We start from the raw sequence: 17,067 nt of genomic DNA on the forward strand, positions 1-17,067 counted from the left end.
ATCACTGGGGTATATGAAAATACGAATATTTGAATGCTAAAGCTATATAGTTTTTTGCTTGAGTAGGGGAGAAAGAACGAAAAAGGAGAAAAAGACATGAAGAATAAGAAAAAAATGAAAAGTTGGTTTACAGTTGGTTTACTATTCTTAGGAATCGGTCTGATCAGTTGGCTATTCCTACCAAGCAGTTCAATAAAGGCAAACCCAGCAACAAACGAATTAGGTGCAACTGCGAAAGAGCTGATTTTATCACAAAATGAAGAATTTCCAGAACTTACAACAAAATCAGGACTTGAGAAGCTTTTTGAAAAAGAAAGCTTACCTGCAAATACAAAAGATTTTTCCTACGAATATAGCAATGAAAAAGGGAAAATAAAAAAGCCAAGTAGTGTGAAAGTTGGCTATCGACAAATATATGTAAAAATGACCAACAAACGGACAAAGAAAAGCAACGTTATTTCAGTCCCAGTAACGATAACAAATGGGGGAACAACGCTACTAGCAGAAAATCAAGCAGCATTGCAGCTAGATAGTGAAGAAGAATACATTCAGTTTCAAGCGAAAGAAGTAGAAAATAAGACAGCTGAAGAATTACAGCAACTTGTTACAGAAAAAGCAAACGCTCGTGCATGGCGAACAGATACAGGCAAAGAATTACCAGTTACTGTATCAAAAACGACCATTGACCCTGCTGTAGCGGGAAATTATAACGCAACATTTGATATTGCAGTAGATGAACAAAAGCAAGCTGTTCAAGTGGAAAAAGAAGTGCTTGTACAAGAAAATACTCGAATGTTAAATCCATCACCTAAAGCAGAAGAGGCAACGACGGATTGGGAGTTGCTCCCCCAAGGGCAACATACTCAGTTTGTGAATCAGAATTTTAATGATCCAGATACACCCAGTGGAATACTACTAAATAATGGTATTCCTGGTAATATATACTCGTATATGCGTGATAAGAGAGAGCTGTATAGATTTCCGCTTAAATTTGGGTATTCCCTTAAAGCTGGAGTAGGTTCTTTGTTTGGTAATACTGTTGGAATGCCGACAATAGTTCCGTTCCAAAATGGGACACCTCTAACCTCAGTTGCTGAACAAGATAGAGTTGGGAAAGTATATGTAAAAAAATCAATTAGTAATCCTAAGGAAATTGTACGTGTAAAGACAGAAGCAAGTGATAAATACCTCAATCCTGACATCAAATTTATTTATGAAATGTGGATAGCACCGAATCAAAGTTTTAGAGTTCGAATGAGTATACAAAATATAGGTAATTCAACGATGAATTTAGGATTTGTCAATAAAGGAGAAGTATCATCGGGCGGGATGACTAATGTCCAACCGTTTCAAATAAGATCTCTAGGAAATGGTAGAGGAGTTCATGGTCTATTTGGGAAAGATGCTGCTGGAGGTCAAAGTGAATTTTCGATAGATTTCAAACCTAGAGTGGATGATCCGTATGCTTATTGGGAAATAAGACCTGATAAAAAACAAGGTGATGCTGATCGTGATGAGGAGTGGAAAGCTCTGACTTATAGTGGACTGAAGCCAGGAATGGAAAATAATAAGGTGAAACCAGGAGAGGTGTTATTTCCTGATAATCTGCTTTCATATATATATACAGCTGGAGTTCCAGAACGACCTGTAGCAGCTGGCGAATCTGTTAGTGCGACGTGGGATATATATTTCGGGGTAGCACTACCGTATATTTCAATCGAAGCAGAGCCAGAAGAATACAATGTATATCAAGATACCAAGAAGCAGGAATTTAATTACAACTACACTTTAGGGAAGATGCCATTAGATTCGAGTTACGGGACACTGACGGTTACCTATCCAGATAAAAGTGAGGAAAAGAAACCATTCTCAGCAGTTAATAATACTGGAAGTGTAACGGTTCCGCGTACGAAATTACCTGAACAGCTAAATAATAATCCAGGAACAATTGAAACATATACAACGTCATTATTTGGTATTAATGAAGATCCTGCAGGACAACCAGGCTTACCAACAGAAGATAAATATTTAAATGTAAATGTCTATAATTTAGGTGCAACGCCAATACCTCAGGTGGTTGCAAAAGACAGTACTTGGAATAAAACGGCGGAATCACTAATTAAAGACCCAGTTTATTTACCTGGAAACACAGTGACGACGAACTATGTGAAGACAAAGCCCATTGATACGTCAAAAGTTGGTCTGCAACATGCCGAGGTTATTATGACAGATAAGACTGAGCAACCAAATAAAACAGCCATTATAAAAGTTCCAGTAATGGTTATTGATGGAGAAATACCAAAAGACTTTGTATTTGGCGTAAAAGATTTCTCAGTGGATAAATCTGAAATAGCAAATTTAACAGATGATCAGCTAAAGAAATTGATTATAGAAAAATCTAATGCAACAGCGTGGGATGTAATAACAGGTTTAAGTGATGACATTAAGTTTTCAGTTGTAAAGAAAACTTTGGAGACTACTTCAGAGGCTTCAAAAACACCATATACTGCACGGATCAGTGCTGAAAAAGATGGAGTACAAAAAGAAGAAACTGTCAATATCACTGTAACAGCAAAATCGAAATTGACAGTGCAATTTGTTGATGAGGATAACTTGCCAATTGAGACACCTGTTACATTAGAGAAAAATGTAGGAGATACAGTCAACCTACGTGAAGAAGAAGGCATAAAACAGTTGCTTGAGAAACAAAAAGAACGCGGGTACGTGGAACTAGCGAAACCAGAAAAAGATACAAGTTATCCAATAGCTAACAAAGATGAAACAGTCACCTATCAATTTAAAACAAAATCCAAACTGACTGTTGAATTTGTCAATGAAAAAGATACAGTTTTAAATAGTGTAGAATTAAACAAAAAAATTGGTAGCAAAGTCGATTTGACAGTAGAGGACTCTATACAAAAACTTGTCAGTAAGTATAAAGCAATGAATTATACCTTGCTTGAGTCACCTACGCCAGAAGACGCTTACCCGAATACGTTAGATGATAAACAAACAGTCAGATACAAATATCAAACAAGTTCCAAATTAACCGTCCAATTCGTGGATGAAAATAGCAAGATCCTCGATAGTAAAGACACGGTAGAGTTACAAAAAGAAATAGGTGTGCCCGTTGATTTGACACAAGAGAAAACGGTGCAAGATATCGTCAATAAGTATAAAGGAATGAACTATAAAGTACTTGAGTCACCTACGCCCGAAAATACTTACCCGATTACGGCAGATGACCAAACAATCACGTACAAATTCCAAACAACATCAAAATTAGTTGTTAATTTTATTGATGAGGATAATAAAGAAATTGAGTCGCCTATTACTCTAACGAAGAAAATAGGAAGCACAGTCAATCTACGTGAAGATGCTGAGATAAAGGCATTACTCAATAAACAAAAAGGACTCGGCTATGAGGAAATAGCAACACCAAAAAATGATACAAACTATCCAATAGCCAACAAAGACGAATCAGTTACGTACCAATTTAAAACGAAATCCAAACTGACTGTCGAATTTGTCAATGAAAAAAATGCGGTTTTAAATACTGTAGAATTAACTAAACAAATTGGCAGCAAGGTTGATTTAACAAAAGAAACTGATGTATTAGCAGTACTTGATCCACTTAAGGCGAAATATCCATTATTAAGTTCGCCAGCCAAAGAAACAGATTATGAGATGGCTAATAACGACGCACAAAAGGTAACCTATCAATTCAAGACAGAAGCAAAACTAACCGTCCAATTCGTGGATGAAAATAACAAGATCCTCGATAGTAAAGACACGGTAGAGTTACAAAAAGAAATAGGCGTGCCCGTTGATTTAACACAGGAGAAAACAATCCAAGATATCGTCAATAAGTATAAAGGAATGAACTATGTCTTGCTTGAGTCACCTACGCCTGAAAATGCTTATCCGATTATGGCAGATGACCAAACAATCACATACAAATTCCAAACAAATTCGAAATTAATTATTAATTTCGTTAATGAAAAAAATGAGCAGTTAAAAACACTTGAATTAGATAAAGAGGTAGGCAAACCAGTTAATTTAAGTAAAGAGCAGAGTATAGTAGATACACTTGCTGAATTGGATAAAGAGAACCATGTGTTGGAAAAAAGACCAGATAATGAAGCGAATTATCCAGTCGGAGCGACTAACGCACCGGTTACGTATTACTTTAGATCCTATGCGACATTGGTAGTAGAATTTCTTAATGCTTCAATTAGTAATGAAGATGTATTAAGAGAACCTCTTAGACTTGAAAAGAGAATCGGTACAGTATTTGATTTTATTGAAGACTCTGAAATAACGACTATAATAGATGGATTTATGGATAAAGGGTATGGAATTGCGGGATACAGACCTGAGAGCCCTTATACCATCACTCGAGATGCTGAGCAACAGATTGAATTCCAAATCGCTCTCGACGGTGAGATTCCTGTCGAATTCGTCGATGAAAAGAATACGATTATCAAAAAGTTTGAAATGGTACGAGATATTGGTAAACTTGATTTAAGTGAAGATCGTGACATACTTGATGCAATTAAGGAACTCCAAACTCAGAATTATGAAGTGATCGAACGCCCGGTAAACGAAAAAACGTATCAAGTTAAAATGGATAATGATAAAGTGGTTTATAAGGTTAAGAAGACAGAAGTAGCATTGAAGATTCGATTTGTGGACGAAGAAGGGAAAGACATACCATCAGTAGAATCGATCAACTCAACCGTAATTATAGGGTCTACTCTTGATTTGACGCAATATGAAACAGAGATCAAAAAACGATTGACAAAACTAGAAGAGGAACGCTATGAATTAGTAGAGTCACCTACGGATAAACAAGAGATTAAAGGACCCCTCGAATTATTCTATCGTTTCAAAGGCTCGCTATTTATCAGCTCATATCCTGAGACTTTAGATTTTGGAAGCAAGTATTTATCTAAGATAGTCAAAGGTGAGCAACCGAAATATGATAAAGATTTAATTGTCAAAGATACTCGAAAGAATAACAAAAGTCCGTGGAAACTTTCGGCAACCTTAGAAAAACCATTGACTAGTAAAGAAAACCCAAGCGAAGTAATTAACAATGTGTTCTTTTATAAACAGAATGCAACGACAAAAGTTCCGTTGCTTACAGGACAAGCACAACCAATAGAAACAGGCGCTGCAACAACAGTAGGAGAAGAGTACAACATCAGTAAGAAATGGACGGATAATAAAACAGGGTTAGAATTGATTGTACACTCCAATAAAGTCTATCAAACAGGGAAGTATACAGCTTCTGTTTTATGGCAAGTTGAGGCAACACCTTAAAGAAAGTTTCAATAAATGTTGGTAAAGAATAAGATGATTTTCACTTAGTTCAAAATAGTTATAGCGTGTAGAGTAAAATTATCTATATGCTGTAACTGTTTTCATATACATAATTGGAAATGTACAAATAGTAAAGATAATAGTTATGGTGTTTGAGAATGTAGCTATATTAGAAACTAAACTTTTGTATTGAGGAAAAGAATTAGGCGGGAGAAAAATATATGAAGAATGATAAAAGACTAAAAAGTTGGTTGGTTCTTGGATTACTGTTAGTAGGAACCAGTCTAATCAGTTGGCTATTCCTACCAAGCAGTTCAATAAAGGCAAACCCAGCAACAAACGAATTAGGTGCAACTGCGAAAGAGCTGATTTTATCACAAAATGAAGAATTTCCAGATCTTACAACCGAATCAGGACTTGAGACGCTTTTTAAAAAGGAAAGTCTACCTGCAGCTACAAAAGATTTTTCCTACGAATATAGCAATGAAAAAGGAAAAACAAAAAAAACAAGCAGTGCAAAAGTTGGCTATCAACAAGTATATGTAAAAATGACCAACAAACGGACAAAGAAAAGCAACGTTATTCCAGTCCCGGTAACGATAACGAATGGAGGGACAACACTACTAGCAGAAAATCAAGTAGCATTACAGCTAGATAGTGAGGAAGAATACATTCAGTTTCAATCGAAAGAAGTAGAAAATAAGACAGCTGAAGAATTACAGCAACTTGTTACAGAAAAAGCAAACGCTCGCGCATGGCGAACAGATACAGGCAAAGAATTACCAGTTACTGTATCAAAAACGACCATTGATCCTGCTGTAGCGGGAAATTATAACACAACATTTGATATTGCAGTAGATGAACAAAAGCAAGCTATTCAAGCAGAAAAAGATATTGTTATACAAGAAAATACAAAAATGCTGAATCCTTCACCAGAGACACGGACAGAAGAAGATGATCAATGGATATTGATACCATTTGGAACATATGCGTATACTCAAAATTCATTTAAGAAAGGTGTATTTAGAATGAAGAATGAGACTTCGAGTTATACTTCAATATCTCTAAACACGCTTAATTATTTGAAGTATGAGAGCGGACAGATCGCCTATAAAATAGACGATGGCGTAGGTTCTCTTTTTAATCGAATGGTCGGGGGGATGTATACGATGGTACCTATTATAGATGGTGAGTTACAAAGAACCCTAGCTAATGAGTATCGTCCTAAGGTATATGCAAATGCTGATAAAACAAAGATGAAAGCAGAGACATCAAATGCCGAATATAAAATAACTTTTGAAATGAACATAGCGCCAAATCAAAGTTATAGAGTACAGACGAGGATAGAGAATCTTACCTCGACGAATAGAAGTATGGGATTTTTAAATAAAGGGATGGTAAGTACTGCAGGAATAAGTTTTGCTAAGGACTATTATTTAACATCATTAGGAAACGGCAGAGGGTTTAGAGGACAATTTACAAAGAATGAAGCTCAAGAACAAACATATTTTGCAATAGATTTCAAACCTAGAGTGTCTGATCCTTATACTCACTGGAATGTGAAGCCACAGTCTGGATTTAAGGATGAGGATTGGATAGCACTTCATGAGAATGCAATGAAACCAGGCCTAGAAAATAACAAACTTTCATCAGGGGAGAAAGTTTTTGATAAGGCAGAGGGTGGTTATTATTTTTCAGCAGGTGTTCCAGAAAAGGATATAGCACCTGGAGAATCTGTTAGTGCGACATGGGATTTGTTTTTCGGAGAATCTTTACCGTATCTTACAATAAATCCTACACCTAATGAATATAATGTATATCAGGACACAGCGGAGCAGGAATTTAATTATGATTATGAAATAGGCAGGATTCCTCAAGATGGTGGAGGAACATTGTATATTACTTATCCTGATGATAGTGAAGAAAAAAAACCTTTTACAGTGACTGAGACAACAGGAAAAGTTACTGTTCCCAGAGCAAAATTGCCACAACAACTAAATGATTATCCGGGAACAATAAAGAATTATGTTACTAATTTACTAGCTATAAATGAAGTTGGTATGTGGGCAGATTTACCATCTGAAGATACATACCTCAATTTAAATGTCTATAATTTAGGTGCCACGCCAATCGCTCAATTTGTAAAAAAAGACAGTGCTTGGAATAAAACCGCAAAATCTTTAGTTAAAGATCCAATTATTTTACCAAATCACGAAGCATCTTATCAATATGTGAATGAAAAAGAACCAATCGACACGTCAAAAGTAGGCATGCATATGGTTGAGGTTCGCATGACGGATGAGACTGAAGGCAAAGGCAGATCAACAATTATTAAAGTTCCAGTGATGGTAACTGATGGTGTTATACCAGATAATGGACTATTTCTAGGAGTGAATAATTTCTCTGTAGATAAATCAGAGTTGACAGGTTTGTCAAAAGATCAGTTAAAGAATTTGATTCTAGATAAATCTAAAGCGGCTGCATGGGATGTGGCAACAGGATCGAGTGAAGGGGTTGACTTGCTGGTTTTCAATACAACATTAACCAATGAATCCGAAGCTTCAACGACGCCATATACAGCGAAGCTACAAGCCAAAAAAGATGATGAAGTAATCGAAGAAACTGTCTATATTACCGTAACAGCAAAATCGAAATTGACAGTGCAATTTGTTGATGAAGATAACAACGCGATTGAGTTGCCTGTTACTCTAAATAAAAATGCAGGAGACACGGTCAATCTACGTGAAGATGCTGAGATAAAGGCATTACTCAATAAACAAAAAGGACTCGGCTATGAGGAAATAGCAACACCAAAAAATGATACAAACTATCCTATAGCCAACAAAGACGAATCAGTTACGTACCAATTTAAAACAAAATCCAAACTGACTGTCGAATTTGTCAATGAAAAAAATGCGGTTTTAAATACTGTAGAATTAACTAAACAAATTGGCAGCAAGGTCGATTTAACCAAAGAAACTGATGTATTAGCAGTACTTGACCCACTCAAAGCGAAATATCCATTATTAGGCTCACCAGCCAAAGAAACAGATTATGTGATGGCTAATAATGACGCACAAAAGGTCACCTATCAATTCAAAACAGAATCAAAACTAACGGTCCAATTCGTGGATGAAAATAACAAGATTCTCGATAGTAAAGACACGGTAGAGTTACAAAAAGAAATAGGCGTGCCCGTTGATTTAACACAAGAGAAAACGGTGCAAGACATCGTCAATAAGTATAAAGGAATGAATTATAAAGTACTTGAGTCACCTACGCCCGAAAATGCTTACCCGATTACGGCAGATGACCAAACAATCACGTACAAATTCCAAACAACATCAAAATTAGTTGTTAATTTTATTGATGAGGATAATAAAGAAATTGAGTCGCCTATTACTCTAACGAAGAAAATAGGAAGCACAGTCAATTTACGTGAAGATGTTGCAATAAAGGCATTACTCGATAAACAAAAAGGACTCGGCTATGAGGAAATAGCAACACCAAAAGATGATACAAACTATCCAATAGCCAACAAAGACGAAACCGTTACGTACCAATTTAAAACAAAATCTAAACTGACTGTCGAATTTGTCAATGAAAAAAATGCGGTTTTAAATACGGTAGAATTAACCAAAAAAATTGGCAGCAAGGTCGATTTAACAAAAGAAACTGATGTATTAGCAGTACTTGATCCACTTAAGGCGAAATATCCATTATTAAGCTCGCCAGCCAAAGAAACAGATTATGTGATGGCTAATAATGACGCACAAAAGGTCACCTATCAATTCAAAACAGAATCAAAACTAACTGTCCAATTCGTGGATGAAAATAACAAGATCCTCGATAGTAAAGACACGGTAGAGTTACAAAAAGAAATAGGTGTGCCCGTTGATTTGACACAAGAGAAAACGGTGCAAGATATCGTCAATAAGTATAAAGGAATGAACTATAAAGTACTTGAGTCACCTACGCCCGAAAATGCTTACCCGATTACGGCAGATGACCAAACAATCACGTACAAATTCCAAACAAATTCTAAACTAGTTATTAATTTCGTTAATGAAAAAAATGAGCAGTTAAAAACACTTGAATTGGATAAAGAAGTAGGTAAACCAGTCAATTTAAGTGAAGAACCGGGTGTGAAAAATGCACTGGCTGAATTGGATAAAGAGAACCATGTGTTGGAAAAAAGACCAGATAATGAAGCGAATTATCCAGTCGGAGCGACTAACGCACCGGTTACGTATTACTTTAGATCCTATGCGACATTGGTAGTAGAATTTCTTAATGCTTCAATTAGTAATGAAGATGTATTAAGAGAACCTCTTAGACTTGAAAAGAGAATCGGTACAGTATTTGATTTTATTGAAGACTCTGAAATAGCGACTATAATAGATGGATTTATGGATAAAGGGTATGGAATTGCGGGATACAGACCTGAGAGCCCTTATACCATCACTCGAGATGCTGAGCAACAGATTGAATTCCAAATCGCTCTCGACGGTGAGATTCCTGTCGAATTCGTCGATGAAAAGAATACGATTATCAAAAAGTTTGAAATGGTACGAGATATTGGTAAACTTGATTTAAGTGAAGATCGTGACATACTTGATGCAATTAAGGAACTCCAAGCTCAGAATTATGAAGTGATCGAACGCCCGGTAAATGAAAAAACGTATCAAGTTAAAATGCATAATGATAAAGTGGTGTATAAGGTTAAGAAGACAGAAGTAGCATTGAAGATTCGATTTGTGGACGAAGAAGGGAAAGACATACCATCAGTAGAATCGATCAACTCAACCGTAATTATAGGGTCTACTCTTGATTTGACGCAATATGAAACAGAGATTAAAAAACGATTGACAAAACTAGAAGAGGAACGCTATGAATTAGTAGAGTCACCTACGGATAAACAAGAGATTAAAGGACCCCTCGAATTATTCTATCGTTTCAAAGGCTCGCTATTTATCAGTTCATATCCTGAGACTTTAGATTTTGGAAGCAAGTATTTATCTAAGATAGTCAAAGGTGAGCAACCGAAATATGATAAAGATTTAATTGTCAAAGATACTCGAAAGAATAACAAAAGTCCGTGGAAACTTTCGGCAACCTTAGAAAAACCATTGACTAGTAAAGAAAACCCAAGCGAAGTAATTAACAATGTGTTCTTTTATAAACAGAATGCAACGACAAAAGTTCCGTTGCTTACAGGACAAGCACAACCAATAGAAACAGGCGCTGCAACAACAGTAGGAGAAGAGTACAACATCAGTAAGAAATGGGCGGATAATAAAACAGGGTTAGAATTGATTGTACACTCCAATAAAGTCTATCAAACAGGGAAGTATACAGCTTCTGTTTTATGGCAAGTTGAGGCAACACCTTAAAGAAAGTTTCAATAAATGTTGGTAAAGAATAAGATGATTTGCATGTAGCTTTAAAATAGATATGGCATATAGAGATAGACAAATCTATATGTTATATCTATTTTAATATTTATAAATTTTTGGGGTAAAGATGAAAAAATTTATCATAGAGCCGCTTGATCCCGCGCTCTTCTATTTATTTGAAAAGTAATGCAAAAATATAGAAACCTTAAATTGAAAGAAATAGTAACGAAGCGTCCTCGCATTAATCTAAAATCATAATAATCCATAAAAAAGTCCTCCAAAACCTTATATTTTCTTCTCATTTTTTGGTATGATGAACTTATCTAGAAAAAGTGAGGAAAAAAACATGAGCGAATCACAAATAACCAAAAAAGCTATCTCATCCGCATTGATCGAACTATGTGACAGCAAGTTATTCAGTAAAATCAGCGTCCAAGACATCACAAAAGAAGTCGGTCTAAACCGGCAAACCTTCTACTATCATTTTACTGATAAACAAGATCTTTTATGCTGGATTTATATTCACGATGCATTGATTTACTTAGATTCTTCAGATGTAAGTATTGATAATTGGGAAGAACAAGCCTTGAAAATGCTAAAAGCAATCCAGTCTAAAAGTGATTTCTACTATAATACAGTCAGTTCAGATTCAGATAGTTTAAGGACGTGCTTTTCAACGATTACCAATAAACTGTTTATCAATTTGTTTGATCAAATGGATAAAGAAAATCAGTTATTGCCAGAAGATAAAATCTTCTATGCTCGTTTCTTTTCATATGGCTGTAATGGTGTCTTGATTGATTGGATTTTAGATAACTATAAAGAATCGCCTTTAGAAATCGCAACACAACTTTTCCGTTTAGCTAAAGATACTGAGTTTTTCTCTTATCGTTTATACGCGCAAGAAAACGAGCTGTTATGACAAATTGTCTGTAGTGTCTAAAAACAAGACGGAATGATAAGGCTATCACGAGACATTTACATGGAATCATTGTACGCTAGGTTCATCAATTGAATCGGGGGGATTTTCATGAAAAAAAGACATATTGGATTAGCGGCAGCAGGTGTACTAGGTGCAGCGTATCTTGCTAAAAAAGTATCTGCTGAAAAAGGCTTAGAAAAAGTTTCTGAAATAGAAGAAGAAATCAATAGCCGTTATTATGGAGACAAGCAGGTTTACTTAATTGGCGGTGGGATAGCGACAATGGCAGCCGCAGCTTATCTGATTCGTGATGCAAATTTCAGCGGTAAAAATATCCATGTAATCGAAGGTATGAAAATTCTTGGTGGAAGTAATGACGGAATCGGCACCAATGAAAAAGGCTTTGTTGCTCGTGGCGGTCGGATGCTAAATGAAGAAACGTATGAAAATTTCTGGGAACTCTTTGATAGCATTCCATCATTAGAATGGGCAAATCATAGTGTAACAGAAGAAATTTTGAACTTTGATCACTTACATCCAACGCATGCGCAAGCCCGTTTAGTCACAAAAGACCAAGAAATCCTTGATGCCCATACGATGGGGTTTGACAATGAAGATCGGCTAGCAATGACAAAATTATTAGCTGCTTCAGAAGAAAGTTTAGATGAGGTAACGATTGAAGAATGGTTTGGACCACATTTCTTTGAAACAAATTTCTGGTATATGTGGCAAACGACTTTCGCTTTCCAAAAATGGAGCAGTGCATTCGAATTACGTCGTTACATGAATCGAATGATCTTAGAATTTTCCCGTATAGATACTTTAGAAGGAGTGACTCGTACGCCATTGAATCAATATGATAGCGTAATATTGCCTTTGAAAGCTTTTTTAGAAAAACATGGTGTTGATTTTACATTAAACGAAGATGTGATTGATTTAGACTTCAAACCAGGCGCTGAAATTACTGTGACTGCGTTAAAACTAGGAAGCGGCGAAACGATCAAACTAAATGAAGAAGATGTAGTAATTATGACTAACGGAACCATGACTGATAGTTCTACAGAAGGCGATTGGAATATACCGGCGCCTGAAGTTTCAGAAGAAGCACGTTCTGCTAGACTTTGGCGAAACATTTCAAAGAAAAAAGCAGGATTAGGTAACCCTGAACCATTCTTTGGTAACGAGACTGAAACGAACTGGGAAAGCTTCACCGTCACGTGTCGTGGCGATAAGTTATTAAAACGAATCGAAGAATTCTCGGGTAATATTCCAGGATCGGGTGCTTTGATGACCTTAAAAGAGTCAAGTTGGTTAATGAGCACAGTTGTTGCGGCACAGCCTCATTTTAAAAATCAAGCCTCTGATACAACGATTTTCTGGGGGTATGGCATTTATACGAATATAGTTGGAGATTATGTGAAAAAACCAATGCGAGATTGTACGGGTGAAGAAATTTTGTATGAATGGATTTGTCAGATGGGCTGGCAAGCGGATTGGGATGAAATTATTAAAGATGTTGTGAATGTGATCCCAGTATATATGCCTTATATCGATGCGCAGTTCCAACCTCGTAAAATGACTGATCGCCCTCAAGTTGTACCAGAAAATAGTACGAATTTTGCAATGGTTAGTCAATTTGTAGAAATCCCAAAAGATATGGTATTTACGGAGGAATATTCCGTACGAGCAGCACGGATTGCTGTATATACATTGTTTGATATAGATAAAGAGATTATTCCAGTGACTCCATATAATCGTGACCCTAAAGTATTGGCGAAAGCTGCACAAACAATGTTTCGATAATAAATATTAAATAAAGAAAAAATCTAAGATGAGCCTTTCGCTTTTCTTGGATTTTTTGTCTAAAAAGTAGGAATAGTTGAAATAGATAAAATAAGCACAGCTTTAGAAAAATAGAATTTTTTGAAATCTCAGACCAAAGATGGATGTATCTTTTAATGAAAAATACTACAATGAAAAAGTAGAGTAACCAAGAGAGAAAAAGTTCAATGGTTAAAATCACAGAGAGAATAGGAGAATGGATCATGAAGCATGTATATAAATCACTTATTTTTGAAATAAGTTTATATTACGGGGGATTAGCACTTGTTTTACCTGTGGTTTATGCGATTACGTATCATGTGTCATTGCTCTCTGTTTTCAGTTTGGAATGGTTTGTTGTAACCTTAGCTATGTACCCAATTGCATTATTGTTAGTAAGCATTTGTTATGGATTTCGTCAGATGAAAAAACGAATGGCTTATAATAAAAGGTTTACACACCTGAAACGAGGTTGAGATAAAACCATATAGCTCCGAGGAATAAGCGGCTTTTTAGATTTAGAGTGGGGATCAAACTGATTTTCAGTTTGATCCCCACTCATTTTTGCCATTTTATAATGTTAATTGTTCCATATTAAATGCATCTGTCATAGCTGGCGTTGCTTTTTTGATGGGTGTTATAGATTCTAATTCACCTTGAACGGCAATTCGTGTTGTGGCATACATATCGCCACAAGTAATCAAGGTGATCATTTTTTTATCAGGGACATCATCAATTAGTTCTACTCTGGACGGATCGATTTTTTCCACGTAAGTAATCTTATACGTATAAACCTTATCCAAATCGGTTGTATAGATTAATTCACCAGGTTTGGAGTATTCCAATGGAGAAAATAAAGAAATCATATCTTGCACGCGATGACTAGCTAGTGCGTAATTGCCTTTTCCCATTTCTTGATCTGGTTTCATGGTTCCAGCTCCAGTTAACAAGACCACGTTATCTAGTCCTCTGAAGATTGGCAGATTGATTTTTACATCAGGAAGTGCGATATTGCCAACTACAGGCAAGTTTTTATTCGATAGTTGAGCTTTTAAAACTGCCTCAGTACTAAGTGATTCGACTGCTTCAAAGTCAAATGACGTATCTTGTTTATTATTTTTTTCAACAATATCAGGAGTTAGATTATTTATTGCATAAGCTTTTCCATTGTGCTGAATGAGTAGATTTCTGATTTGTGTGTTAAAAATGAGCGCTAAACCAACAATGAGTAATAAGAATAAAATTATATTGATAAACCAATTTCTTTTTTTCTTTTTAAGTTGCTTTTTTCTTGAGACCATAAGCGTCCCCCTTTTTTTCTTTAAGTGTATCATAAATCAATTTGAAACCCTAGATTAAAATCTTTATTTTTTTATAAATATATTTAATTAAAAGGAACCTTAAAAATAAGTCAGATGTACCCTGGTTTTTAGTTTGTATTTGTTATCTGATATAGAAAATCGCTACTTTTTAACTCTTTGTAACTGAAACTTAAAATAAAAGACACAAGCTTTTATTCGCGAAATATTGTAGAATATAATAGAAGACAAAAATGGGGGTGATGGAACGAATGTTGGACTTGATTTATGTACATATTGATATGACAAGTAATGCTGTATTATCAAAAGGAATTACACATACAGACTTTACACGCTCCATTGTTCATCACCCTAAGAATCTACTCTTGCTGAATCCTTCTGCTGAAGAAGGGGAGTACGATATGCATAGTGGATTGAAGATTATTCGTGGACAAGAGAATGTCAATCACTATTTTTCTACTGTTCACCGTCGTAAAATGAATGAAGAAATCAAATGGATCGATTTTTCAGATGTTACAATGCTGAAAGAATTGACGCCTTTGGAAATTTCAGAGTTGCTTTATTTTGGGCATATGAAAACAAGCTTACACTCACCGTTCTTTTATAAATTACAAAATGATTTTGTTTTTTTTGAATTTGTTGATCATATGACAAGGGTTTATTATCGTTATATCGATGAGTTTTATCGCATTTTGGCAGATAAGATCACCCAAGTGATTTTGGAAAAAGTCAACGAGCGTAAAACATTCTTTAAACGAGGGATTTCTGTTGAAAAGTTGGACAGTGAATTATTAAAAGAAATGAAGCCGATTTTACAAGAAGGTGTTGTTTTTTGTTTTAATCAGATGGATATCAAAGGCAAGGAGTACCACATTCCGATTTACGTAGTGGAAGATTCTTTGTGGAAAACGAAAAATGTTGCATATCGAAATGAGCCGGTGATTGGAATGTTGATTTACAATACAGCCAAACGAACTTGGCGTTTGATGCAAGAAGATGAGTTTGGTTTTTCAGAATTGACAAGACAGGCATAAAAAGATAAACACGAAATAGCGTAAAAGGTTAAGACCAACGTCACTGATTTCTGAAATCATCAGAGATGTTGGTCTTAATTTTTTTTTTCTAAAGAAACAATTGTAGTATTAAGTAATCAATTTTACAGACTCTCTGATGTTTAAAGTAGGAAGAATTTGTTTATGAATTAATGGATTGTTGTTGTTGTTGATCCGCTGAATCAATGTTTGAACAGCAATTTCTCCCATATAGGCAAGATTTGTTGAAACATTGGTAATGGGTGGACGAGCCATTCGTGTAAATTCAGTATCATCATAACAAATAATATTGATATCTTCAGGAATCAAGTAGCCGATTGACTGTAAGTAAGAGTTAAGCATGAAGGCTAGTCCAGAATTAGCGCAAAACCAAGCATCTGGCATTGTTTCGATTTCTTTTAGCTTTGTATAGAGAGCACCCTGGCTTTCTTCAATAGAAGTGATTTCAATGCTTTTGTCATGAATGAGATTCATGTCAGTTAGCGCTCTTTTGTATCCTTGGTAACGTTCAAGATAACTAGGGGAAAAATGGATATCTCCTATAAAGCCAATTCGTTTATTTTGATTTTGATGAAGAAGAGAGATCGCGTGATAGGTTCCGTCAGTGTTTTTGGATAAAACGGCATCGGCTTGTAATGATGGATCATGATGGTCCACCAATACACAAGGTAAACCGTAGTCGATAATTTTTTTTATATAGCAGTTATCACTGTGAGATAAGATAATCATACCTGTAAATTCAGCGATATTCTTTGGTAATTTGAATGTATGTAATGCTTCTTTAGAAAGGGATTCAGTAATGAGCTGATAACCACTTTTTTCGCAGGTGTCTCGAATACTGTCCACTATTTCACCAAAAAAACTTTTTTGAGAAAAGACGAAGTCCGTTGCAACTAATAATATCTTACCGTATTGTTTATTCGTTTGTTTTTCTCTGTACTCATAACCTAAAGAATGAGCAGTTTCTGAGACTGCTTTTTTTGTTGCGTCGCTAACTCCATCAGTATTTCTTAAAGCTTGGGATACGGAGTTTCTTGAAATACCTAATTGATCGGCAATATCCTGCATTGAAACTTTTTTCATAGCGATTCTCCTTTTAATGTACTTATTTAAGTATAACATATTGCTCTTTTGTTTTTGTAATCTTTTGTAATCATCGTTATGTAATGTTGACATATGTTAGGTACAAATGATACTATGAAGTCATGAAAAAAGAAAGCGTTTGCTTACAG

8 protein-coding genes are annotated in these 17,067 nt (G+C 35.5%); 6 read left to right on the forward strand and 2 right to left on the reverse strand.

What is annotated here, in order from left to right; all coding sequences use genetic code 11:
* Nucleotides 1-96: 96 nt before the first annotated feature.
* From AC4BBR_RS00850 to AC4BBR_RS00870, 5 genes are all read left to right on the forward strand, one after another.
* On the forward strand, nt 97-5,325 hold the full coding sequence (locus AC4BBR_RS00850) for a MucBP domain-containing protein (protein ID WP_490460727.1): 5,229 nt from the start codon (nt 97-99) through the stop codon (nt 5,323-5,325).
* A 221-nt stretch (nt 5,326-5,546) separates the two neighbouring features.
* A complete protein-coding gene (locus AC4BBR_RS00855; protein ID WP_490460728.1) occupies nt 5,547-10,718 on the forward strand; it encodes a MucBP domain-containing protein in 5,172 nt (1,723 codons plus the stop codon).
* A 349-nt stretch (nt 10,719-11,067) separates the two neighbouring features.
* Complete coding sequence (locus AC4BBR_RS00860; protein ID WP_490460729.1) at nt 11,068-11,643, forward strand: TetR/AcrR family transcriptional regulator; 576 nt, start codon at nt 11,068-11,070, stop codon at nt 11,641-11,643.
* A 108-nt stretch (nt 11,644-11,751) separates the two neighbouring features.
* Nucleotides 11,752-13,446, forward strand: a complete 1,695-nt coding sequence (locus tag AC4BBR_RS00865) for an oleate hydratase (protein ID WP_490460730.1) — start codon at nt 11,752-11,754, stop codon at nt 13,444-13,446.
* 242 nt (nt 13,447-13,688) lie between these two features.
* On the forward strand, nt 13,689-13,940 hold the full coding sequence (locus tag AC4BBR_RS00870) for a hypothetical protein (RefSeq protein ID WP_490460731.1): 252 nt from the start codon (nt 13,689-13,691) through the stop codon (nt 13,938-13,940).
* A 96-nt stretch (nt 13,941-14,036) separates the two neighbouring features.
* Here AC4BBR_RS00870 and AC4BBR_RS00875 read toward each other — a convergent pair whose 3' ends face one another.
* Nucleotides 14,037-14,765 carry a class A sortase gene (locus AC4BBR_RS00875; protein WP_490460732.1) on the reverse strand — a complete coding sequence of 243 codons (729 nt, stop codon included), beginning with the start codon at nt 14,763-14,765 and terminating at the stop codon, nt 14,037-14,039.
* A 269-nt stretch (nt 14,766-15,034) separates the two neighbouring features.
* Here AC4BBR_RS00875 and AC4BBR_RS00880 point away from each other — a divergent pair, with 269 nt between their 5' ends.
* Nucleotides 15,035-15,817, forward strand: a complete 783-nt coding sequence (locus tag AC4BBR_RS00880; RefSeq protein ID WP_490462049.1) for a hypothetical protein — start codon at nt 15,035-15,037, stop codon at nt 15,815-15,817.
* 108 nt (nt 15,818-15,925) lie between these two features.
* Here the strand turns inward: AC4BBR_RS00880 and AC4BBR_RS00885 are convergent, their stop codons facing one another.
* On the reverse strand, nt 15,926-16,918 hold the full coding sequence (locus AC4BBR_RS00885; RefSeq protein ID WP_490460733.1) for a LacI family DNA-binding transcriptional regulator: 993 nt from the start codon (nt 16,916-16,918) through the stop codon (nt 15,926-15,928).
* Between the last annotated feature and the right edge of the window lie 149 nt (nt 16,919-17,067).

This window comes from Enterococcus sp. AMC1251, assembly GCF_058216535.1.

Coding starts and splice junctions, on each gene's coding strand:
- AC4BBR_RS00850 (WP_490460727.1), top strand. CDS start 97: ATGAAGAATAAGAAAAAAATGAAAAGTTGGTTTACAGTTGGTTTACTA.
- AC4BBR_RS00855 (WP_490460728.1), top strand. CDS start 5,547: ATGAAGAATGATAAAAGACTAAAAAGTTGGTTGGTTCTTGGATTACTG.
- AC4BBR_RS00860 (WP_490460729.1), top strand. CDS start 11,068: ATGAGCGAATCACAAATAACCAAAAAAGCTATCTCATCCGCATTGATC.
- AC4BBR_RS00865 (WP_490460730.1), top strand. CDS start 11,752: ATGAAAAAAAGACATATTGGATTAGCGGCAGCAGGTGTACTAGGTGCA.
- AC4BBR_RS00870 (WP_490460731.1), top strand. CDS start 13,689: ATGAAGCATGTATATAAATCACTTATTTTTGAAATAAGTTTATATTAC.
- AC4BBR_RS00875 (WP_490460732.1), bottom strand. CDS start 14,765: ATGGTCTCAAGAAAAAAGCAACTTAAAAAGAAAAAAAGAAATTGGTTT.
- AC4BBR_RS00880 (WP_490462049.1), top strand. CDS start 15,035: ATGTTGGACTTGATTTATGTACATATTGATATGACAAGTAATGCTGTA.
- AC4BBR_RS00885 (WP_490460733.1), bottom strand. CDS start 16,918: ATGAAAAAAGTTTCAATGCAGGATATTGCCGATCAATTAGGTATTTCA.